The sequence below is a fragment of the Streptomyces sp. NPDC058457 genome, assembly GCF_042720695.1.
GTDB lineage: Bacteria > Actinomycetota > Actinomycetes > Streptomycetales > Streptomycetaceae > Streptomyces.
In genome coordinates, this window is the sequence record NZ_JBHXLU010000039.1 from 39,419 (window position 1) to 59,278 (window position 19,860).

Below are 19,860 nucleotides of genomic sequence, written 5' to 3' on the forward strand. Positions count from 1 at the left end.
CGGCACGTGAGCGCGCGGCGGAGTGCGGCCGGTGCCGGGGCGGGCCTGCACGACACCTGCGCGGCACCGCGGCGCCCGCGGAACAAGGTCCCGCCGCCAGGCGGTGCGGGACGCTGTGTGACAATCCCCGCCTCGACATTCGAACAGAGATCGGGCTGCCATGCCTTCGCACAGACGCCGCTTCCTCGCCGTTCCGGCAGCCGCTCTCACGGCGCTGGCCGTGGCCCAGGCCATGACCTCGCTCCCGGCCGGCGCCGCGCCCGCGACCGAGGTGTCGGCGACGCTGGCCGCGCGGACGACCTCCGTGCCCGGCGCGCAGGACGTCTCCGGTTCCGGCCAGGCGGTCGTCTGGCGGCAGACGACCACCGCCGACACGGCGGCGCACGGCTGGCTCGCCGTCGCCGGCGGCACCCCCCAGGACCTCGGCCGGCTCGCGGACACCGACGAGACGGTGACCGTACACGGGGTGTCCGTGCAGGCCGGCGTGGTGGCCGTGGCCACCTCCACCAACCCGAACGGCGCTCTCGCCGACCACGTCACCCTGCGCCACCTGAGCTCCGGCGACGAGGACGTCCTCCCGGTCGCCCACGACAGTTCGGGGGCCGCCGGGGACGAGCGCTACCGCGGACAGGCCGGCGACGGCATCCTCGTCCAGCAGAGCTACCAGGACGACACCTCCGCCTACCTGGTGCGCCTGCTGCTGCGCACCCCCGGCGGCACGGACCGCACCCTCCTCTCCGGCGACGAGCAGTACGAGGTCCTCGACTCGGACGCCGACGGCGCCCTGGTGCTGCGGCGGACCGCGCCCGGCTGGGGCTACGAGATCGTCTACGTCGACTTCGCCACCGGCGCGACGGTCACCGTGGCCGAACCCACGACCGAGGAGCTGCCGCAGGCCCTGGAGTTCACCCCCGCCCATGTCGGCGTCGTCGACGGCGCGACCCTGACCGAGTGGCAGCGGTCGGCACCCGGGGACGGCCCGGCCACCGTCACCCTGCCGGTCGCCGGAGCACGCTGGATCAGCGACGACACCCTCGCCTGGTACCAGCGCAACGACTCGGACGCCTCGAACGAGCTGTTCGCGATGGACCGGGACGGATCGACGGCGGCGAAGGACCTCGGCGGCACCTTCCGCGACGTCGAGGTCGGCGACGACGGCAGGATGCGGGCGTCGCTGTACCGGCCCGACGTGGACGCCGCGGTCCAGACCCTCACCGACGGCCGGGTCTCCACCGCCGCGGGCGACGCCACCGTCATCCCCGCCGGACTCGCCCGGCTGGACGCCCTGGCCCTGTCCGGCGGCGCGCTCTACACGGCCGACGACTCGTCCCGGGAGGACGGGGTCCTGCTCCGCTCGGACCTGACGGCAAGCCCGTCCGGGGCCTCGGCGAGCGCGCCGTCCCGGGTACTGGCGTACTCCGGCGGCCCGGTGCACCAGACGCTGGCCGCGGCAGGCGGACGGGTCCTGGTCGACCAGACGGACGCCGCCGGTGCGGGGCAGTTCCAGGTCTACGAGAACGGCGCTCTGGTCGGCACACCGCTGGACCACGACGGCTCGTCGGTGACCGTGGCGGACTTCGACGGCGCGCACGCGCTGCTGTCGGACAAGACCACCGTGGCCAACGGCACCCTGCTCCTCTACACCTTCGCGGACGGGCACACGCAGCGGGTGCCGTCCGGCTCCGCCCTGTACGGCGGCGCCGTGTACTCCTCGGAGCGCAACGGCACCACGTCCACCTGGTCGATCCGCCGCACCGACCTGACGACCGGCACGGTCACCACCGCCGCCACCGTGAACTGCCTTCCCGGCGGCCTCCAGGTACGCGGCTCCCACATCCTCCTGACCACCTGCGGAGCCACCGCCACCACCGGTCTGCTCCTCACGGCGGGCAGCTCGGCGACCACCGTCGTGGACGCCTCCGTCCGCACCCCGATCCTCGGCACGGACGTCCTCTACACGTTCACCAAGTCGGCGGGCAGCGCCGACATCACCCTGAACGCCCAGTCCCTGACCGGCACGGACACCACCGCCCACCCCCTCTTCACCCTCCCCGACAGGGCCAGCACCGCCGCCGCCGAACGCTGGACGGTCGACCGTGACGCGCCCTGGGCGGCCTGGATGGACGACGCCGGCGTCACCCACGTGACCTGGGCGGGCGTTCCCACCGCGGCCTCGGCCACCGCACCCGCCGGCTTCAGCCCGAACGACGACGACTCGGCCGACACCTGGGCCCCCACCTGGACGTACAACCGTCCGGTGAGCTGGACGCTCACCCTCAAGTCCGGCAGCACGCAGGTGCGTTCCCTGACCGGTACGGCCGCCGACGGCAAGGTCGCACCGGTGTGGGACGGGAAGACCCAGACGGGCGGCACCGCCGCCGAGGGCGCCTACACCTGGACGCTGACCGTGCAGGACACGGTCACCGGCCGGTCGGCGGCCGACCTCACCGGCAAGGTCACCCTGCGCCGGACGGCCCCCGCCGCCACCGTCACCGCACCGGCCGTCGCGAGCAGCGCGGCGACCAGCGCGTCCGTGCCGGTCACCTGGTCGGCGAAGACCGCGGGCGTGAAGTCGTACGACATCGGCTGGCGCGTCGCCACCCGGGACAGCGCGGGTGCCTGGAAGCTCGGTCCCCTCCACACCTGGCGCACGGGCACCACGGCCGGCTCCGCGGTCTTCGGCAAGGCCGGCAGCCCCGTGCAGCCGGGCGCCGGACTCACCTACCGCTTCTACGTCCGCGCCCACGACGACGCCGGCCAGACCGGCGCCTGGAGCAAGGCGGCGGCCACCGGCATCCCGGTCGACGACCGTGCGTCGGCGCTGCACTACACGGGCACCTGGAAGTCGGTGTCGGCGTCCTCCGCCTGGGCGGGCACCGAACGCACCTCCGCCGCCAAGGGCGCCTACGTGTCCTTCACCGCCGACGGCACCCAGCTGCGCGTCGTCGCGACCCGCAGGTCGAACGGCGGGCGCTTCGCGGTCGTGGTGGACGGGAAGACGGTCGGCACGGTCGACACCTACGCCGCCACGACCGCCTACCGGCAGGTGGTGTTCACCCGCACCCTCGGCACCACGATCACCACCCACAAGGTCCAGCTGCGCATCCTGACCGGCAGCAGAACCGGAAGGTCCACCGTCACCCTGGACGCGGTGGCGGTCACCCGCTGAACCGCCGGACAGTCCGCGGGCGTGCGTTCACGACGCCCGCGGACTTCCCGGCAGGGCTGTCCTGGCGGTCAGTCCGCGTGACTGCCAGGCGTTGTCGCGGAGCTTGAACAGGGCCCAGTAGCGGGTGGGACACAGCAGCACGATGTTCATGAACACCGCCGCAGGTGTGCCGACGAGCCATGAGCGCCAGCGCTGGCGGGTGGTCAGGCCGGGCCGCATGAGCACGTACAGGCCTGCCTGGCCGTACCGGACGACGAGGTACGTTCCGAGATACACCAGGGCCACACCGGGGTTGTGGTACCGCCCGCCGATGGTCAGCACGGTCATGACGACGGTCCAGGCCAGCATGATCGGCGTGATGACGAGCTGGAGCAGACCGAACGTCGGCGATATGAGCTGCTTGAAGGAGAGCCGCGCGTACACGAACGGCAGCATCCACCACCAGGAGCGGGCCCAGCGCAGTCGCTGACGGTACGTCTTGCCGAGCGTGGTCGGCATGTCGGTGACCACGCCGGCCTCGTTGACGGCCACGACCTCCCCGCGCATGAGGGCCCGCAGCGCCAGCCACCGGTCGTCGCCGGTGCCGCACTCGACCTCGTAGGCGTCCAGGTGGTCGTAGAGCAGCTCGGCCCGGTAGAGGGCGAGCGCCCCCGAGGTGGTCTCCAGCGCCCCGAGCATGGAGCGTGAGGAGCGCATCATCACGCAGGACGTGCCGATGTCGATGTCCGCGGCCCGGGACACCCAGGTCTCCTCGAAGTTGCGGATGTAGATCATCCCGGTCGTGGCCTGGATCCTCGGATTGCTCATGGCCCGCAGCTGCTGTTCCAGCGCGTCCGGGAAGGGTTCGCCGTCCGAGTCGATCGTGAGGACGAAGTCGAAGTGCTTGCCCTGTCTCTGGAGGTGCCGGAGCACGGTGACCTGGGCCCCGCGCTTGCCCTTGTTCTCCTGGCGGTGCCAGAAGACCCGAGGGTGGTCGAAGGGCTCGACGGGGTGCTGCCGGGAGCCGTCGTCGATGACGTGGATCTCGTCGACGGGCCGCGTCTGGGCCAGCAGCGAACGCACCGTGCGGTGCAGGTTCTCCGTGGGTTCCTCGAACGCGGGCACGATGGCCACGGTGCGGCCGGGAGCGACCGGCAGGTGGGCGAACGAACGGCCCTTGAGGAACGAGAGCAGGCAGAGCAGGATCACCACCATGCCCAGCCACCAGTAGAACGTCAGGATCGGGCTCTTCGACTGCAGGTGCACCACCACGGTGGCGGCGGCGAGGGCTGCCGCCACGACTGTGGTCACCGCGGTGAATCCGGCCCGTGGTGAAGTGCTCAAGCCGCCACCCGCCTGCCGCGGGTCGCCAGTCGGAAGACCGCGACCCCGCCGAGCACCAGAAGCATCGCTCCCAGCACGATCCATCCCAGCTCCGTGCCGCCGGTGGCGGCCAGCGCCGCTCCTCCCGCGGCGGTACCGATCGCGGCACCCACACCGTTGTGTCCGTACATGTTTCCGTCCTTGGGTCTTGAGGTGCTCAGGTGCCTCAGAGCCGCTCGATGTGCGGCGCGGGCGCCATGACGCCCCGGGTGTCGAGCACGTAGGCCGCCTCGTCGGCGATCTGGGCGAGGTCGAATTCCGCGTGCGGCGTGAGCAGCACGACGGCGTCGAAGTCGGCGACGCTCTCGCCGTCCGCCACCGCGGCGAAGGGGATCCGCCGACGGCCGCTGTCGGTCAGATGGGGATCCACGACGACGACGTCGGCGCCCATCGCCCGCAGCCGGTCGGTGACCTGGACGGCCGGCGACTGCCGTGCGTCGGACGTGCCCGGCTTGTAGGCCGCGCCGAGAGCGAGAATCCGGGCGCCGTGCACGCTGCGGCGGAAGCGGTTGCTGAGCGCGTCCTGCAGACGACGCACCACGTAGTCGGGCTGGCTCTCGTTGATGTCCTGGGCCAGTTCGATGAGCCGGAACGTCTGTCCGTGCCGTGCCTTGACGTGGTGGCTGAGATAAACGGGGTCGATGGGCAGGCAGTGACCGCCGACCCCGGGGCCGGGCAGGAACCTGGTGAATCCGAACGGCTTGGTCGCCGCGAGTTCGAGCGTGTGCCACACGTCGACACCGAGGGTGTGGGCCATCCGTGACAGCTCGTTGACCAGCGCGATGTTCACGTGCCGGTAGGTGTTCTCGAACACCTTGGCCAGCTCGGCCTCTTCCAGCCCGGAGGCCGGCACGGTGATCTCGGTGACCGAGTCGTAGAAGGTCTTCACTTGCCGCAGGCAGGTGTCGGTGAGGCCGGCGACGATCTTGGGAGTGTTCTCCAGCCGCCAGTCCGCGTTGCCGGGATCGATGCGCTCAGGGCTGAAGCCGACATGGAAGTCACGGCCCGCGACGAGCCCCGAACCCTCCTCCAGCAGGGGTATGAGCACGTCGCGGGTGGTACCGGGGTGCGTGGTCGACTCCAGTACGACGGTGGCTCCGGGCTCCAGCCAGGCGGCCAGCAGCCGGCCGGCCTCACGTACGCAGGTGAGGTCCGGGGCTCTTTCGGTCAGCGGTGTGGGCACGGTGATGACCGCGACGTCGAAACCCTTGAGGTCCCTCGGGTCGCAGCTGGGCCGGTAGGCGTTCGAGCGCAGCACGCCCTGGAGGCGGTCGGATGCGACGTCCTCGACGTACGACGTGCCCGCGGCCAGCTTGTCGCAACGTTCCCGGTCGGGTTCGTAGCCGGTCACGACGTGTCCGGCCTCGGCGGCCCGGAGGGCCAGGGGCAGGCCGACATAGCCCTGCCCGAGTACACAGATGCGCATGGTGAATGTCCTCGCTCCTGAGCCGGCCTGCGGAAGTACGCAGACCGGAAGACGGCGCCCCGGAAATGCGGCTGCCTGCTCCTGAAGCAGGCGGCCGCGGCATCGGGTGCGGCACGGAATTCGCGGCGTGTCAGCGCCGCCTCACCGGTGGGTCTGAGGACCTCGTGCCTGATACCAGACACACAGAGCGCTCTTCACGATTCCCCCTTTTTTTGTGGACACCGCGCCATGACAGTGCGCCCGAAGCCCCCCTCGGCGGCCATGAACGGCCCGCGCCCTGTCGATCCGGCCGAACCGTGGCCACGCCGGTCGATCTACACGAAGGATTCCCTTTCGCGCATGTCCAAGATTTCAGCACACCCGCCACAAGCGGAAGCGGAGTTCCCATATCGCTGCCCCGAGATGGCGCGCACCAATGCTCGCGCGCTGTTGCGCACGCCCCATGCGCCGCCGCCCTTCGGCGCGCCCGGCCCTATACCGTGAGCCGTCTGTTCGAAAGGGGTGGGGCGCCACCGTGTCGTTCGGGGCCGATCGTGTGGCGCAGGTCACGGGAAGTCGGTGTCGGGTGCCGGACAGCTCATCGAGGTGAGTACTCATCTGCGAACCCGGGTACGGGCCGGGGATCCGAGCGCGTTCGGCGAGCTCTTCGACAGCTGCGCCCGCACGGTCTACAACCATGCCTTCCGGCTGACCGCGGACTGGTCGACGGCCGAGGACGTGATGGCCGCGACCTTCATGGAGGCGTGGCGGCTGCGCGACAGGGTCGACCCGGAGGGCGGCTCCCTGCGGCCGTGGCTGCTGGGCATCGCCACCAACACCGCGCGCAACCAGTACCGGAGCAACCGGCGCTACCGGGCGGCGGCGCAGGCGGCCGCGGCGGCCGAGCTGTCGGTGCCCGACCACGCCGAGGAGGTGGCGGACCGGCTCGACCTGCCCGGCCGACCAGGCGTTCGGCCGGGGTGTGACCATCGGGCTGCCGGACTTCATCGAGGTGGACGGCGCGGCCGGCAGCGCGGCCTCCGGCCTGATCACCGGGGTCGCGGTCGCCCGCTACCAGACCGACGGCGTCAATGTGAACGGCCCGGGTACGGGCCCGCCCTCACCCGTGCTGGTGAAGGACAACGTCGTCACCGGCGGTGCCCGGATCCCCACCGTCCAGGCCGGCATCGTCGTCGGGGCCGCGGCGGGCACGGAGATCTCCCGCAACCGGGTCTCCGACTCCGACGTCGGGCTCTACCTCTGATCTTGGCCAGTGCTCCGCCCTTCAGGGCGGGGGTGAAGGCCATCCTTGGCCCGGTGGCGCGAAGCGCCGGAGTGCTCTGCGCCTCTGGGGTGACGGTCAGACGGGGCGCTGCTGGTTTTCGATGTACTGCTTGACGACGGTCAGGGGTGCCCCGCCGCATGATCCTGCGAAGTAGGAGCCGGACCAGAAGTGTCCACTCCACAGGTAGCGGCGGACGTGGCTGTCGTACTCCTGGCGGAGTCTGCGGGAGCTGACGCCCTTGAGGGAGTTGACCAGCTTGGAGAGCTGGACCTTGGGCGGGTAGTGCACAAGCAGGTGGACGTGGTCCTGTTCGCCGTTGAACTGCTTCAGCTCGGCCTCGAAGTCGGCGCAGACCTCCCGCATGATCTCTTCTGTGCGGGTCAGCATGGCGTCGGTGAGCGCCTTCCGCCGGTACTTCGTGACAAAAACCAAGTGAACGTGCAGGTTATAGACAACATGGCGACCGGTTCTGACATCGGGATTAGGGTTCCAGCGGGGTGACATAAACCAATGGCTGGTTCTCGATTGTGAGTCACAACACCCTGGTCAAGCGGCAGTTCGGGCACCGTGTCCGGCTCGCGCTGTCGCCTGCTGAGGTGTTGAAGACGGACGACCAGGCGCACGCGGCCCGCACGATGTGGAACCTGCTGCACGCGTGGTGGCGGATGATGCCGAAGGAGAAGCGGACTCTCGCGAACGCGGACGCCGCGATCCGGCAGGCCCGCGAGGACATCGACTTCCTGGCCGTCCTGCCCGCGCAGGCCGCGCAAGCGGTACTCAAGACGTACTTCCGGGCGTGGAAGAACTGCTGGGAGGGCCGCGCCGGCGCCCCGGACTTCAAGGGCCGGTTCCGCACGGTGATGTCCGTGGACATCCCGCAGGGCCGGGACCTGAACATCAGCCGTGTGCACCGCCGCTGGGGCATGGTCAACATTCCCAAGGTGGGCCGGGTCCGCTTCCGGTGGACCAAAGACCTTCCGGTCGGCAAGCGTGCAGGCGCGGAGAACCGGATCACCGGGGCACGACTGATCAAGGACGCACTCGGCTGGCACATCGCCTTCCGTGTTCAGACCTTGGAGGTCAAGCCCGATCCCCACCAGGGGCCGGACGTCGGCATCGACGTGGGCGTCACCGTGCCCCTGGCCCTCTCGGACGGTGAAACGTACGAGCACGGCGAATGGCTGACCGGCAAGGAGAAGGCAAGGCTCCTGCACCTGGAGCAGCGTGCCGCGCAGCGTAAGCGTCACCGCAAGCCCGGCGAGCGCACCAGTCGCCGGCTGCACCGCACCTACGACCAGATCGCAGGACTGCGCGCGAAAGCCAAGCGCCGGGCCTTGGACTGGCAGCACAAGACGACCACCGTCATCGCCCGCGCATACGGCACCGTCGTGGTCGAAGCACTCAGCATCACGAACATGGTCAAGTCGGCCAGGGGAACCATCGAGGAGCCGGGGAAGAACGTTGCCCGCAAGGCTGGGCTGAACCGCTCCATCAGCGCGGAGGCATGGGGTCGGACGGTCACCATGCTGACGTACAAGACCGCCCAGCTCGGCGGCACCGTGGTCAAGGTCCCCGCCCCCGGCACCTCCCGGCGCTGCTCAGCGTGCGGCTTCACCACGTCCGGCAGCCGGGAGAGCCAGGCCGTGTTCGTGTGCAAGAACCCGGACTGCGGCTGGTCGGGCAACGCCGACCACAACGCAGCCCGGAACGTCTTGCATCTGTACCGGATGGGCCTCGCGCTCGTCCCGGCTGCCGGGAGGGCAGTCGTCAGGCGCGCGAAGCGCGTCAAGCCCGCTGCCGCGAGGTAAGCAGGAATCTCCCGGCTTCAGCCGGGAGAGCACTTCAACAGATCTTCAGCCCGAACTGCTGCCGGATCAGCGGCAATCTGCTGACCGGCAACCGGTTCTTCGGGATCGCCGTCCAGGACGGCGACGGCACGACCGACCACAACGAGATCACCGGCGGCCAGGTGGGCATCGGCGTCATCGCCGACGCCGTCGACACCACCGGCACCCTCCGCGGCGACCGGATCCGCAGAACGTCCGTCGCACCCGTCCGCGAGATCCAGTGCTGCGGATTCACGGCGACGGCCGTCGTCAAGCCCGGCTGAGAGACCCGGGTACCGCCGCCGGACGCGCCGTCCGCGGTCGGTCCGCGCCCGGTCGGTCACCGTCCGGCGCGCGGTCGCTCTCCGGCCCCTGTCAGCCGCCCTCGCGTTCGATCCACTCGCTGCCGCCCAGCGGGTAGTCGTATCCCGGGCGGCCCGCGTCGGCGCTGGTGCGGAACGCGGTGCCGGCGTTGTCGACGTGGACGGTGCCCCGGCGGCTCCCGCTGGACCAGTCCAGGGTGAGATCCCAGCGGACGTCGTGTGCCGTGGTGCGGGCGAAGACATAGAAGACCTCCGGGTCGGACTCGCTGACCTTGTAGGGGAAGTCGCGCTGGCCGTTCTTGGCGGTGACCGTGGGGCTGCCGTTGTCGAGGTCGATGTCGAACGACTTGGTCCCGACGCCGCCACCGCAGCCGACGCCCATCGAGTAGTCGTTCCAGGCGAGCGGCGCGCCCCTGCTGAGGACGCGGACGTGCAGCGCCTCCAGGACGACGGTCTCCGCGCCGGTGCCCTGGACGGTGAGGGCGACCTCCTGTTCGCCCGAGGAGACCGCCCCGTACGCCGCGGCCCAGCGCGGGGCGTCCTGCTCGTTCGCCGGCGGGCCGACCTGCGCCGGTTCGCTGTCGACGAGGAAGTGCTGGCTGCACGGGTCGTCGTAGACGTAGGGACGCGTGTTGACGGTGAGCGGGACGGCGGCGCCGGTGGTGGTGCCGTCGGTGTCCTGGGCCCCGCTCCCCTGCTTGGCGTCGCCGTCCGAACCGCCGGACCCGGTGGGGGTGGTGGAGGCCGATGCGGACGCCCGGTGCCCCTTCGCGGTCGGGGACGGGGAGGCGGACGTCGTCCCGGTGTCCGCCGTGCCGGTCATCGTGCCGGTGATCGTGGCGGTGTCACCGGCCGCCCGCCGGTCGCCCGCGCCGCCGTTCCCGCCGCCGAGCGGCAGCCGCGCGGCGAACACGACGGCCCCCAGCACGGCGGCCACCGCGACGGAGGACATCAGCACGGTACGGCGCCGACGCGGCGCCGCGGGCTCGCGCCGCAGGTCGACGACGACCGGCTCAGCGCCCCCGCCCTCGCCCTCGTCCGGCCCGTGCGATGCCTGCGATGCCTGCGATGCCTGCGATCCGGGATCCACCGTCGGGACGGTGTCCGGCGCCGTGGCCTGCTCCCCCCGGCTCCCTCGTGCCGCGTCCGCCAGGATCCACCGCCGGTGCAGCCCCACCAGCTCCTCCGGCGTCGCCCGGCAGACCCGTGCGAGGCGCTCCACCGGGGCGTAGTCGACGGGCACCGCGGTGCCGTTGCAGTAGCGGTGCAGCGTCGACGTGCTCATGTGCAGCCGCTTGGCAAGCACCCCGTAGCTCAGTCCCGAGCGGTCCTTGAGCTCCCGCAGCAGCAGCGCGAACGCCTCCGTCGCGTCGGCCCCTGTCGCCCCTGGCACCCGTTCCCCCATCCCCTCGTATTCCAGTCCCGCATTCCAGGGCCATCGCGTTCTCCCTGGTCAGAGCGCATTTCTGCGTTCCAGCGTCCCCAACTGCCCGCTGTGCCTGGCGGTTGGGACGGATCGCCTCACAGGCTTCGGTCATCCAATCACCACCGCCACCCGAACACCGAAGGGGCACGGCCACATGTCGAACCTCCGCACCTCCCGCACCCGTCTCGTCGGCGCCGCCACGACCGTCGTACTCGCCGCGCTCTCCCTGACCGCGTGCGACGACGGCACGGGCGTCCACGCCGAGGACGTCGCGGCGGCCTCCACCCCGGCCACGCACTCCTCTGCCCCCGCGAAGCCCTCCGCCCCCTCATCCGCCTCCGGCACCTCCGCCCCGGCGGCCAACGCCGCCACCGGCACGCCGAGGTCCGCCGCGGGCACTTCCACCGCCGCCTCCGCGTCGAAGGCGCCCGCCTCGGCCGGCAAGCCGGTCACCTGCGAGGGGTCCGTCACCAGGACGGTCGCGGCCCCGCTGAACCGCCCCGTGAACCACATGCTCCTCACGGTGACCAACACCGGCAGCAGGACCTGCTACCTCTACGGCTACCCGGCCGTCAGCTTCGGCGAGGCGCAGGCCGTGCCCCCGGTCATCGGGGACTCGCAGCCGCAGGCGGTCGTCACGCTCGCGCCGGGCGAGTCCGGCTACGCCTCGGTGAGCCTGTCCGCCACCGACGGCAGTGGCACGAACGGCCACACCGTGAAGTCCCTGACCGTCTACTTCCAGGGCCGCTCCGGCAACGAGAGCGTCGGCACGGGCGCGCACCCGGCGCTGCCCGCGAAGGGGGTCTACGTCGACGACTCGCTCAAGGTCACGTACTGGCAGCAGTCGATGGACGACGCCGTCAGCTGGTGACGGCGGCTCACCGGGTCCAGTACTGGGCGAGGGCCCCTTCCCGGTACGGGGCGGGGCTGACACTGAGGTCGCCGGCGAAGGGGCGGTCCAGGACGAAGACCAGGAGCAGGCTGAAGCCGACGAGCCCGGCGACCGAGGCGACGAACAGGATCTGGACCCTCAGTTTGCGCATGCCGTAGAGGAAGGTGAGCGGGACCAGGACCACGGCGCCGCCGATGGCCAGGACCTGCAGCAGCACGGGTAGCTCCTGGCTCGCCATGGTGATGCGGGCGCGCCGCTGGGAGGCGACGTCGTCGAGATGGCTGACGCTCTGCTCGTAGAAGACCTGCTCCTGCTCGGTCTTCGGGTCGTACGTCTGCAACACGTGGAAGGCGGCCCGGAGATGGGTTTCCGTGGCCCCGTAGCTGGGGTGTCCGGCCCGCATCCGGGGCCACTGGTCCTCGACGACCGCGTGCACGTAACCGCTCATGGCGGAGTCGAGACGGGCCTGCACCGCCGCCGGGAACGCGGCGGCGTCGCGGGTGATGAGCGCGGCGTCGGTGGCCTCGGAGGCGACGATGGTCTGGGTGTCCTCCAGTTGCGTCCACAGCGTGACGATCACGAACGCGAGGATGATCCCGTAGATGGCGCCGAACATCCCCAGCGTCACGCCGACCATGTCGTTGTGCTCCCCGCCGGCCAGCGACGGGTACCTGCGCCGCAGCAGCACGCTGCCGGTGACGGCCAGCAGAACGGTCCCGCCGACGATGACGACGGCCAGCGTGAAGGTGCTGAAATGGTTGAGCAGCCACAGCGACATGACCGTGGAGTCTAGGCCGGACAGAGCAACCCAAAACCACGTCTTCCCAGGCAACCAAGGGTGTTACGGGAAGAAGTTCACACCACCGGGTGACGCCCGGCGCCGGCGGGGAGGCCGGCCGGGCCGGGGGGTGCGGGGCGCTCGTACGACCTTCGGGCCGGCATCCGCCGCCCGCCGCCCGCCGCCCGGCGGCCGCACCGCCGGAACCTCCTCGGCACCGTGCACCCGCTTCGGCCGCGCGCCCTCCCGGGCGCCGGTGCGTCCGCGCCGCCGGGACCGGACACGGGGCGTCACCGAAGGGCGGCGGGCCGTGATGTGTGCCTATGGTGGGCGGGTGACGGGCGTCTCCCCGTGGACACAGGTGCGCCGCAGGCTGCGGGTGCAGGGGCCGACGGCGGCCCGGATCCTGGTGATCGCGGTGCTCTGCTGGCAGGTGGCGCTGTGGGCCGGCGCCACTCAGCCACCGGTGTTCGCGGCCATCGTTCCCCTGCTGTGCCTGCGCGGTGATGCCGCCTCCTCGCTGGCGGCACTGCTGCTGCGGATCCTCGGCGTGATGGCCGGAGTGGCCCTGGGCGTCACCGTGGTCAGTCTCTTCCGGCCGACCACGCTCGTCCTCGCCGTCGTGATGGGTCTCGCCCTGCTCTGCGGGACCGTCGTCAGTTCCGGGACGACGCTGAACGTGCAGGTCGCGGTGACCTCACTGCTGGTCTTCGCCAATCCCTCGCCGGACGCGTACGGCGTCGCACGGTTGTGGGAGAACGCGCTGGGGGGCGCGGTCACCGCCGTCCTCGGTCCGGTGCTCTGGCCGCGGGACCCCCGCCGGGAGGCGGCGACCCTGGCACGGGAGTGTGCGGCCGGTCTGACGGAGAGCCTGGTACGCGGCACGCGCGCGATCGGGTCACCGGACGCGGCGTCCGCGAACCGGGCGTCGGCGCAGGCGGAGGCGGACCGGCTGCGGCGCTACGGGGCTGCGGCGCGGGAGGCGGAGAAGGCCATGCGGTTCAATCCGCTGCGGCGCCGCCACCTGGACGAGGTGACCGAACTGGGCGACCGGATCGGCCGCGCCGTCCGGGCGGTGCCCCATCTCCTGGCCCTGGCCGCCGAGGTCGAGTTCTTCAGCGTGCGCGACGGGCCCACCCCGGCCCTCGCCCGGGCCCGGGCAGGTCTCCTCCCGGTCGCCGAGGCCACCGGGCGCGCCCTGGAGGCGATCCTGGCGGGGCGCGACCCGCGCGAGGACACGGGCGTCGCGCGCGCCGGTCTCGCCCGGTACGCCGAGGACGACACGGAGCCGATGGCCGTGGTGCTCCGCAGGCCGTTCACCAGGATCCTCGACCTCTGCGACGGCTCCCGGGACTGAGGAAACGAGAGATACCCCCCCTCGACGTCCCCGTGGTGGCACCCGGTGGTCGCGGGCGGCGGTGTTCAGGGGGATGACGACGGCCGGGCCGACGGCGTCAAGGGACCGCCCGATCCGGCGGGACGTCGTTCGTGCCGAGGGCGGGGCTCGATGCATACCACCAGCCAAGGCGACGCCGTGTTGCCGGCGCGTATGCGATTTTCGATACGCCGACGACAGGTGCCGACTCGTAGCCTCGAAGGCATGCGTGTGCTGATTGTCGAGGACGAGCCCTACCTGGCCGAAGCCATCCGCGACGGCCTGCGCCTGGAGGCGATCGCGGCCGACATCGCGGGCGACGGCGGCACGGCCCTGGAGCTGCTGGATGTCAACAGCTACGACATCGCCGTCCTCGACCGCGACATCCCCGGACCCTCCGGCGACGAGATCGCCCGGCACATCGTCGCCTCCGGCAGCGGCATGCCGATCCTGATGCTCACCGCGGCGGACCGTCTCGACGACAAGGCGTCCGGGTTCGAACTGGGCGCCGACGACTACCTCACGAAACCCTTCGAGCTCCAGGAACTCGCGCTCAGGCTCAGGGCGCTCGACCGCAGACGCGCCCACAGCAGGCCCCCCGTACGGGAGATCGCGGGTCTGCGTCTTGACCCGTTCCGCAGGGAGGTCTTCCGGGACGGCCGCTATGTCGCGCTGACCAGGAAGCAGTTCGCCGTGCTCGAAGTCCTCATGGCCGCCGAGGGCGGTGTCGTGAGCGCCGAGGACCTCCTGGAACGCGCGTGGGACGCGAACGCCGACCCGTTCACCAACGCCGTACGCATCACGGTCTCGGCGCTGCGCAAGCGTCTCGGCGAACCCTGGATCATCGCCACGCTGCCCGGCGCCGGGTACCGCATCGACACGCAGCCGGCGGCCGGACCCGAGGGGGGCGGGCGTGGATAGGGCACCCGGGCTGAGCGTCCGCGTCAGACTCACCCTCAGCTACACCGGATTCCTGCTGCCGGCCGGTGTCCTGATGCTCACGGCCGGGTGGGTGTACCTGAACCGGGTGAACCACGTCGGGCTCGTCCTCATCCCCGACTACCGCTACGCGGTCGTCCGTTCCTTCGCCCCGACCGCGGCCGCCGCGCTGACGTTCCTGCTGGTGTTCGGTCTGGTGGGAGGGTGGTTCCTCGCCGGCCGGATGCTCGCTCCGCCGACCCGGATCACGGACGCCACCCGCGTCGCCGCGAACGGATCGCTCTCCCACCGGATCCTGCTGCCGGGCCGCAGGGACGAGTTCCGCGAACTGGCCGACGCCTTCGACACGATGCTCGCCCGGCTGGAGGCGCACGTCGCCGGAGAGCAGAGGTTCGCGGCCAACGCCTCTCACGAGCTGCGCACCCCGCTCGCCATCTCGAAGGCACTTCTCGACGTGGCCCGCGCCGGACTTCGCCGTCGTCACACCGTGAGCTCAGCCCTTCACGGCCGAGCTGGCGACGCCCTGGACGAACCAGCGCTGGAAGAAGGCGAAGACGATCAGTACGGGGAGGACGAGGAGGACGCCGAAGGCGAGGATCTCGCCCCAGTCCACGGGCTGCTGGCCCTGGAAGACGCTCATCTCCAGCGGGAGGGGACGGACCGAGGGGTCGGAGACCATCAGTACCGGCCAGAGGAAGGAACCCCACTGGGTGAGGAAGGTGAGGATCGCGACCGAGGCGAACGCGGGCTTCGACATCGGGACGATGATCGCGAAGAAGGTGCGCCAGGGACCCGCGCCGTCCAGCCGGGCGGCCTCCTCGATGCTCGGCGGGATCGAGCGGAAGAACGTGTGGAACTGGTAGACCGAGAAGGCGTTGGCGATGAAGGGGATCGCCTGGATGTAGATGGTGTTGCGCTGGCCGTTGAACATGTAGAAGAGCGGGACCGCGACCGATTCGAACGGGACCAGCATCAGGAGCAGGACCAGCGTGAAGACGGCGTCCCGGCCACGCCACTTCAGCCGTGACATGCCGTACGCGGCCATCGAGTTCACGAACAGACCGCCGGTCACGACCACGAACGCGACGAGCAGCGAGACGCCCATGAAGCGCCAGAAGTAGCCGGTGCTGTCGGAGTTCAGGGCGTCGAGGACGTGGGCGTAGTTGGCGAAGGTCAGATGGGTGGGGAGGAAGCCGCTGAGGCCGTTCAGCACCTGGTCGGAGGGCTTGAGGCTGCCGAGGAGGAGGTAGAGGACGGGCAGGACGAAGACGAACGCCAGGACGCTGAGGACGGTGTAGTCGGCGAAGCGGCGCAGGGGGGCGCGGGTCGTGGCCATGGTCGGGGTCAGTCCTCGTTGTCGGGCCGGACGACGCGGCGCTGGACGATGGTCAGGGCGACGACGATCAGGAAGAAGACGACGGTGATCGCGGACGCCTGGCCGATGTTGTTCTGGTCGAAGGCGGTGGTGACGGCCTCGTACATGACCGTACGGGTGGCGTCCTCGTTGAGACCGCCGCCGTGGATGAGGACGTAGACCTGGTCGAAGACCCGGAAGGAGAGCACCGAGGTCAGCATGGCGACGAAGACGAGGGTGCCGCGGATGCCGGGCAGGGTGACGTGCCGGAACTGCTGCCGGCGGGTGGCCCGGTCGAGTTCGGCGGCCTCGTAGAGCTCGCCGGGGATCTGCTGGAGGCCGGCCAGCAGGATGACCATCTGGAAGCCCACCCCCTGCCACACCGAGAGCACGATGACCGAGGCCATCGCGGTGGCCGCGTCGCCGAGCCAGTCGAAGGCGCCCCAGTTGCCGAAACTCACCAGGTGCAGCGTGGAGTTGAGCAGTCCCTGGTCGCTGCGGGCGAGGATCAGCCGCCAGATGACGGCGACCAGGGTCATCGGGAAGACGACCGGCAGGAAGAAGAGGGACCGGAACACGCCGATCGCCTTCAGCTTGCGGTTGAGCAGGATGGCGAGACCCAGCGCCAGGCCCGTCTGGAGCGGTACGACGACCACGGCGAACGTCAGGTTGTTGAGCAGGGCCCGCAGGAACGGGCCGGACAGGTCCGGGTCGGTGAAGAGCCGCCGGTACTGCTCCAGGCCGAAGAACCTGGGCGCGAGCGGCGAGCCGAGGCGCACGTTGTAGAAGGAGAGGACGACGGCGTAGCCGAACGGGATGCCGACGAAGGCGACGAGGCCGGCGACGGCGGGCGTGGACATGAGCAGTCCGTGCAGCCAGTCGCGGTTCCTGGGCCGCCCGGCGCGCGCCGGCTTCACGGGGGTCACGGGTGGTCCTTCCTGCCTGCGGGAGGGCGCTGCTTGCGCGGGTTCCACGGTCTTCACGGGGGTGTCCTGTTCCGGTCCTGTTCCCGGCCGGGGCGGGTGCGCCGCCCGAAGGGTCGTACGCGCGCCCGCCCGGCCGAAGTGTCCTACTGGATCTGGTAGCCGTCGTTGTCGGAGAAGTCCTGGTCGATCGAGCGGGCGGCCTTCTGCAGGGCGCTCTTCACGTCCGCGCCGCCGTAGATCGAGTTCAGGGCCTCGCTGAACTTGGCCGTGACGGTGGGGTAGCCGGCGGTGACCGGGCGGGTCACGGCGACGCAGGACTTGGTGATGTCGCTGTCGCCGCACGGCTTGTCGAGCTGGTCGGCGAAGCGCTCCAGCGGGCCGCCCTTCTTGTACAGCGAGCTCTTGGCCAGCGCCGTCCTGGTGGCGGGCGGGGCGCCGTTGGCCGTCGTCATGGCGCCGACGTTGGTGTCGTTCAGGAGGTAGTCGAGGAAGGCGCCGGCGGCCTTGCCGTTCTTGGAGTCGGCGCCGATGCCCCAGGCCCAGGAGCCCTGGCCGGTCTTGGTGCCGTTGCCGAAGTCGGGCAGCGGCAGCACGACGAGGTCGTTGCCGAGGGCCTTGCTGTAGGTCGGGTACATCCAGTGGCCGACCCAGCTCAGCGCGACCCGGCCCTTGGCGAAGGCGTTGCCGTCGGTGTTGGGGTCGACATCGCTCTTCCAGGACTGGAAGGTCTTCAGCGCGGAGACCACGGACGCGCTGTCGAGGGCACCCTCGGCCTTGCCGTTCTTCAGCAGGGAGCCGCCGGCCGACCAGACGATCGGGGAGAAGCCGTAGGTCCCCCACTCGTTGGACAGGCCGTTGTTCTCCTGGATGTCGAGGACCTTGCCGTCGGAGTCCTTGGCCTTGAGCACCTTCAGCGCCTTGTCGAACTCGCCGACGGTCCAGGACTCGGAGGCGCTCTTCGGGTACTTCACCCCGGCCGCGTCCAGCAGCTTCTTGTTGGCGTAGATGCCGAGCCCGGAGTCGTACATGCCGAGCCCGTAGTGCTTGCCGTCGATCTCGCCCTGCGCCTTGCTGGCGTCGGTCGCGTTGGACATCGTCTTCGCGGAGACGTAGGAGTCGATGGGCGCGAGCTTCTTGTTGTAGACGAAGTTCGCCATCGTCGGGCCGTCGAACTCCATCACGTCCGGCAGCTGGGAGGCGTCGGTGGCGGTGATGGTCTTGGTGTAGTCGTCACCGGGGATGAGCTTCAGCTCGACCTTGATCTTGCTCTGGGAGGAGTTGAAGGACTTCACCGCGTTCTGCAGGGCGGTGTCCTCGCTCTTCTGCCCCTGGTGGGCCCAGACGCTGATGGTGCCCTTGCCGCTGCCGGCCGAGGCGGCGGAGTCCTGGCCGCTGCCGCCGCAGGCGGCCAGGGCGGCGAGGGGCAGGGCGAGGGCCAGGCCGGTGGCGGCCGTGCGGCGGTACCTTCTGCCGGCCGGGCTGTTGGGGCTGGTCGAGCTCATGGTGTGGTGCCTCCGTGCGGGTGCGAGGGTTCGTGGTGCGCTGGTGCTTCCGGCGTGGGGGAGCTCGGGGCCTGACGGTCCCCGAGGGCTTGCTGGGCCCCGAGGGCTACTGGGGGCCGAGGGCTACTGGGGGCCGCGCGGGCTCGGCGGTGCGGTGGTCTCGCGCAGGACTAGCCGGATGGGCATCTGCACATGCCCGGCCCGTTCGCCGGCCGGCTCGTCGAGCTGCCGCAGCAGCAGCCGGGCGGCCTCGGCGCCCTGGCCGGCCACCGGCTGGGCGACGGTGGTCAGCCCGAGGACGTCGGACAGCTCGTGGTCGTCGAAGCCGACCACCGACACGTCGTCCGGCACCCGCAACCGGTGCCGCCTGAGCGCGCGCAGCGCGCCCATCGCCATCTCGTCGGACTGCGCGAACACGGCGGTCGGCGGCCGGGACGCGGCCAGCAGCTCGGTCATCGCCCGCTCGCCGCCGTCGACGGTGTAGTCGCCGTCCGCCTCCAGGGCCGGGTCGTGCGCGATCCCGGCTTCGGAGAGGACGTCCAGGTAGGCCTGGCGGCGGGCGACCGGCGTGGTCCAGTGCTGCTCCCCGCTCGACCCGCTGATCATGCCGATCCGGCGGTGGCCGAGGTTCACCAGATGCCGTACGGCGCTCTCCGCGCCGGCCCGGTCGTCGATGCCGACCACGCTGAAGCCGGGCCGGGCGCCGCCGACCGTGCTGGCCAGCGGCACGCCGAGCGAGCGCAGCGCGGCCGACTCCTCCTCGTCGGGGATGAGCAGCGACAGCACGGCGTCGACCCGCTTGCGGAGCGGCAGCCTGGTGAAGAAACGCTTGCGGGTCTCCGGCGAGCCCAGGTTGTACAGCAGGACGTCGTACCCGGCGGCGCTGAACACGTGCTCGGCGGCGTCCAGGACGGTGCCGAAGAACCAGCGGCCCACGTACGGGACGACGACCCCGATGGTGAAGGTGCGTCCGCTGGCCAGGCTCGACGCCGACCGGGACGCCGTGTAGCCGAGCTGCGTGGCGACGGCCGTGATCTGCGCCCGCACCTCGTCGGAGACGCCCGGCTGGCCGCGCAGGGCGCGGGACACGGTGGACGCCGAGACTCCGGCGGCCCGGGCGACATCGGTGATGCTGACGGTCACAGCACTTTTCTCCCGTCTGTTTCACATCGGTGTGATCTGGGGGTGACGTGACCGTAAGCCGGAGCTCGCTGTTGCGCAAGCGTTTGCGTTCAGTTTTACTTGGGCCAATTCTCCAGCGAGATCTTTTGTGCCACTGCTCAGCGCATGCGTTTGAG

General features: G+C 70.9%; 18 protein-coding genes and 2 pseudogenes. 9 read left to right on the forward strand and 11 right to left on the reverse strand.

The window, feature by feature from the left end; all coding sequences use genetic code 11:
- The first annotated feature begins 160 nt into the window (after window positions 1-160).
- The gene (locus ACFWPS_RS27755; protein WP_383709208.1) at window positions 161-3,169 is read left to right on the forward strand and encodes a hypothetical protein; all 3,009 of its coding nucleotides are present in this window, start codon (window positions 161-163) and stop codon (window positions 3,167-3,169) included.
- A 27-nt stretch (window positions 3,170-3,196) separates the two neighbouring features.
- Here ACFWPS_RS27755 and ACFWPS_RS27760 read toward each other — a convergent pair whose 3' ends face one another.
- Genes ACFWPS_RS27760 through ACFWPS_RS27770 form a run of 3 tightly spaced genes read right to left on the reverse strand, consistent with a single transcriptional unit; the run spans window position 3,197 to window position 5,957 of the window.
- On the reverse strand, window positions 3,197-4,492 hold the full coding sequence (locus ACFWPS_RS27760) for a glycosyltransferase (protein ID WP_383709210.1): 1,296 nt from the start codon (window positions 4,490-4,492) through the stop codon (window positions 3,197-3,199).
- Window positions 4,489-4,662, reverse strand: coding sequence for a peptidase (locus ACFWPS_RS27765; protein WP_383709213.1), 174 nt, complete (start codon window positions 4,660-4,662; stop codon window positions 4,489-4,491). The genes ACFWPS_RS27760 and ACFWPS_RS27765 overlap by 4 nt, the downstream gene beginning before the upstream one ends.
- Window positions 4,663-4,697: 35 nt before the next feature.
- Window positions 4,698-5,957 carry a nucleotide sugar dehydrogenase gene (locus ACFWPS_RS27770; RefSeq protein WP_383709215.1) on the reverse strand — a complete coding sequence of 420 codons (1,260 nt, stop codon included), beginning with the start codon at window positions 5,955-5,957 and terminating at the stop codon, window positions 4,698-4,700.
- A 585-nt stretch (window positions 5,958-6,542) separates the two neighbouring features.
- Between ACFWPS_RS27770 and ACFWPS_RS27775 the strand changes: the two are divergent.
- Window positions 6,543-6,887: pseudogene (locus tag ACFWPS_RS27775) on the forward strand (RNA polymerase sigma factor); the annotation flags it as partial.
- 31 nt (window positions 6,888-6,918) lie between these two features.
- Complete coding sequence (locus ACFWPS_RS27780) at window positions 6,919-7,200, forward strand: hypothetical protein (RefSeq protein WP_383709317.1); 282 nt, start codon at window positions 6,919-6,921, stop codon at window positions 7,198-7,200.
- A 96-nt stretch (window positions 7,201-7,296) separates the two neighbouring features.
- Here ACFWPS_RS27780 and tnpA read toward each other — a convergent pair whose 3' ends face one another.
- Complete coding sequence (gene tnpA / locus ACFWPS_RS27785) at window positions 7,297-7,725, reverse strand: IS200/IS605 family transposase (protein WP_383709216.1); 429 nt, start codon at window positions 7,723-7,725, stop codon at window positions 7,297-7,299.
- Between the two features lie 23 nt (window positions 7,726-7,748).
- Here tnpA and ACFWPS_RS27790 point away from each other — a divergent pair, with 23 nt between their 5' ends.
- Window positions 7,749-9,029: an RNA-guided endonuclease InsQ/TnpB family protein gene (locus tag ACFWPS_RS27790; protein ID WP_383709219.1), complete on the forward strand. Its 1,281-nt coding sequence runs from the start codon at window positions 7,749-7,751 to the stop codon at window positions 9,027-9,029.
- A 34-nt stretch (window positions 9,030-9,063) separates the two neighbouring features.
- Here ACFWPS_RS27790 and ACFWPS_RS27795 read toward each other — a convergent pair whose 3' ends face one another.
- A complete protein-coding gene (locus ACFWPS_RS27795) occupies window positions 9,064-9,198 on the reverse strand; it encodes a hypothetical protein (RefSeq protein ID WP_383709221.1) in 135 nt (44 codons plus the stop codon).
- On the opposite strand from ACFWPS_RS27795, the gene ACFWPS_RS27800 reads away from it, so the two are divergent.
- Window positions 9,191-9,331, forward strand: a complete 141-nt coding sequence (locus tag ACFWPS_RS27800; protein WP_383709225.1) for a hypothetical protein — start codon at window positions 9,191-9,193, stop codon at window positions 9,329-9,331. The two genes, ACFWPS_RS27795 and ACFWPS_RS27800, sit on opposite strands and share 8 nt — an antisense overlap.
- Before the next feature lie 91 nt (window positions 9,332-9,422).
- Here the strand turns inward: ACFWPS_RS27800 and ACFWPS_RS27805 are convergent, their stop codons facing one another.
- Window positions 9,423-10,763: a helix-turn-helix domain-containing protein gene (locus ACFWPS_RS27805; RefSeq protein ID WP_383709228.1), complete on the reverse strand. Its 1,341-nt coding sequence runs from the start codon at window positions 10,761-10,763 to the stop codon at window positions 9,423-9,425.
- Window positions 10,764-10,950: 187 nt separating this feature from the next.
- Between ACFWPS_RS27805 and ACFWPS_RS27810 the strand changes: the two genes are divergently transcribed.
- Window positions 10,951-11,667: a DUF4232 domain-containing protein gene (locus ACFWPS_RS27810; RefSeq protein ID WP_383709231.1), complete on the forward strand. Its 717-nt coding sequence runs from the start codon at window positions 10,951-10,953 to the stop codon at window positions 11,665-11,667.
- Between the two features lie 7 nt (window positions 11,668-11,674).
- Here ACFWPS_RS27810 and ACFWPS_RS27815 read toward each other — a convergent pair whose 3' ends face one another.
- Window positions 11,675-12,466 carry a DUF4239 domain-containing protein gene (locus ACFWPS_RS27815; RefSeq protein ID WP_383709233.1) on the reverse strand — a complete coding sequence of 264 codons (792 nt, stop codon included), beginning with the start codon at window positions 12,464-12,466 and terminating at the stop codon, window positions 11,675-11,677.
- A 334-nt stretch (window positions 12,467-12,800) separates the two neighbouring features.
- Between ACFWPS_RS27815 and ACFWPS_RS27820 the strand changes: the two genes are divergently transcribed.
- From ACFWPS_RS27820 to ACFWPS_RS27830, 3 genes and pseudogenes are all read left to right on the forward strand, one after another.
- The gene (locus ACFWPS_RS27820; protein WP_383709236.1) at window positions 12,801-13,823 is read left to right on the forward strand and encodes an aromatic acid exporter family protein; all 1,023 of its coding nucleotides are present in this window, start codon (window positions 12,801-12,803) and stop codon (window positions 13,821-13,823) included.
- A 243-nt stretch (window positions 13,824-14,066) separates the two neighbouring features.
- Entirely contained in the window at window positions 14,067-14,762 is a 696-nt protein-coding gene (locus tag ACFWPS_RS27825; RefSeq protein ID WP_383709239.1) for a response regulator transcription factor, read from the forward strand.
- A pseudogene (locus ACFWPS_RS27830) lies at window positions 14,755-15,276 on the forward strand (HAMP domain-containing protein); the annotation flags it as partial. The gene ACFWPS_RS27825 and the pseudogene ACFWPS_RS27830, both read left to right, overlap by 8 nt.
- On the opposite strand, the gene ACFWPS_RS27835 reads toward ACFWPS_RS27830, so the two are convergent.
- The 4 genes from ACFWPS_RS27835 to ACFWPS_RS27850 form a co-directional block, all read right to left on the reverse strand.
- A complete protein-coding gene (locus ACFWPS_RS27835; RefSeq protein ID WP_383709242.1) occupies window positions 15,274-16,116 on the reverse strand; it encodes a carbohydrate ABC transporter permease in 843 nt (280 codons plus the stop codon). The pseudogene ACFWPS_RS27830 and the gene ACFWPS_RS27835 sit on opposite strands and share 3 nt — an antisense overlap.
- Window positions 16,117-16,124: 8 nt before the next feature.
- Window positions 16,125-17,117 (reverse strand): carbohydrate ABC transporter permease, encoded by a 993-nt coding sequence (locus ACFWPS_RS27840; RefSeq protein WP_383709245.1) that lies wholly within the window; start codon window positions 17,115-17,117, stop codon window positions 16,125-16,127.
- A gap of 86 nt (window positions 17,118-17,203) precedes the next feature.
- Window positions 17,204-18,562, reverse strand: coding sequence for an ABC transporter substrate-binding protein (locus tag ACFWPS_RS27845; protein WP_383709247.1), 1,359 nt, complete (start codon window positions 18,560-18,562; stop codon window positions 17,204-17,206).
- 123 nt (window positions 18,563-18,685) lie between these two features.
- The gene (locus tag ACFWPS_RS27850) at window positions 18,686-19,705 is read right to left on the reverse strand and encodes a LacI family DNA-binding transcriptional regulator (protein WP_383709249.1); all 1,020 of its coding nucleotides are present in this window, start codon (window positions 19,703-19,705) and stop codon (window positions 18,686-18,688) included.
- Window positions 19,706-19,860: the final 155 nt, after the last annotated feature.

Coding starts and splice junctions, on each gene's coding strand:
- ACFWPS_RS27755 (WP_383709208.1), top strand. CDS start 161: ATGCCTTCGCACAGACGCCGCTTCCTCGCCGTTCCGGCAGCCGCTCTC.
- ACFWPS_RS27815 (WP_383709233.1), bottom strand. CDS start 12,466: ATGTCGCTGTGGCTGCTCAACCATTTCAGCACCTTCACGCTGGCCGTC.
- ACFWPS_RS27810 (WP_383709231.1), top strand. CDS start 10,951: ATGTCGAACCTCCGCACCTCCCGCACCCGTCTCGTCGGCGCCGCCACG.
- ACFWPS_RS27795 (WP_383709221.1), bottom strand. CDS start 9,198: ATGCCCACCTGGCCGCCGGTGATCTCGTTGTGGTCGGTCGTGCCGTCG.
- ACFWPS_RS27770 (WP_383709215.1), bottom strand. CDS start 5,957: ATGCGCATCTGTGTACTCGGGCAGGGCTATGTCGGCCTGCCCCTGGCC.
- ACFWPS_RS27835 (WP_383709242.1), bottom strand. CDS start 16,116: ATGGCCACGACCCGCGCCCCCCTGCGCCGCTTCGCCGACTACACCGTC.
- ACFWPS_RS27825 (WP_383709239.1), top strand. CDS start 14,067: ATGCGTGTGCTGATTGTCGAGGACGAGCCCTACCTGGCCGAAGCCATC.
- ACFWPS_RS27845 (WP_383709247.1), bottom strand. CDS start 18,562: ATGAGCTCGACCAGCCCCAACAGCCCGGCCGGCAGAAGGTACCGCCGC.
- tnpA (WP_383709216.1), bottom strand. CDS start 7,725: ATGTCACCCCGCTGGAACCCTAATCCCGATGTCAGAACCGGTCGCCAT.
- ACFWPS_RS27765 (WP_383709213.1), bottom strand. CDS start 4,662: ATGTACGGACACAACGGTGTGGGTGCCGCGATCGGTACCGCCGCGGGA.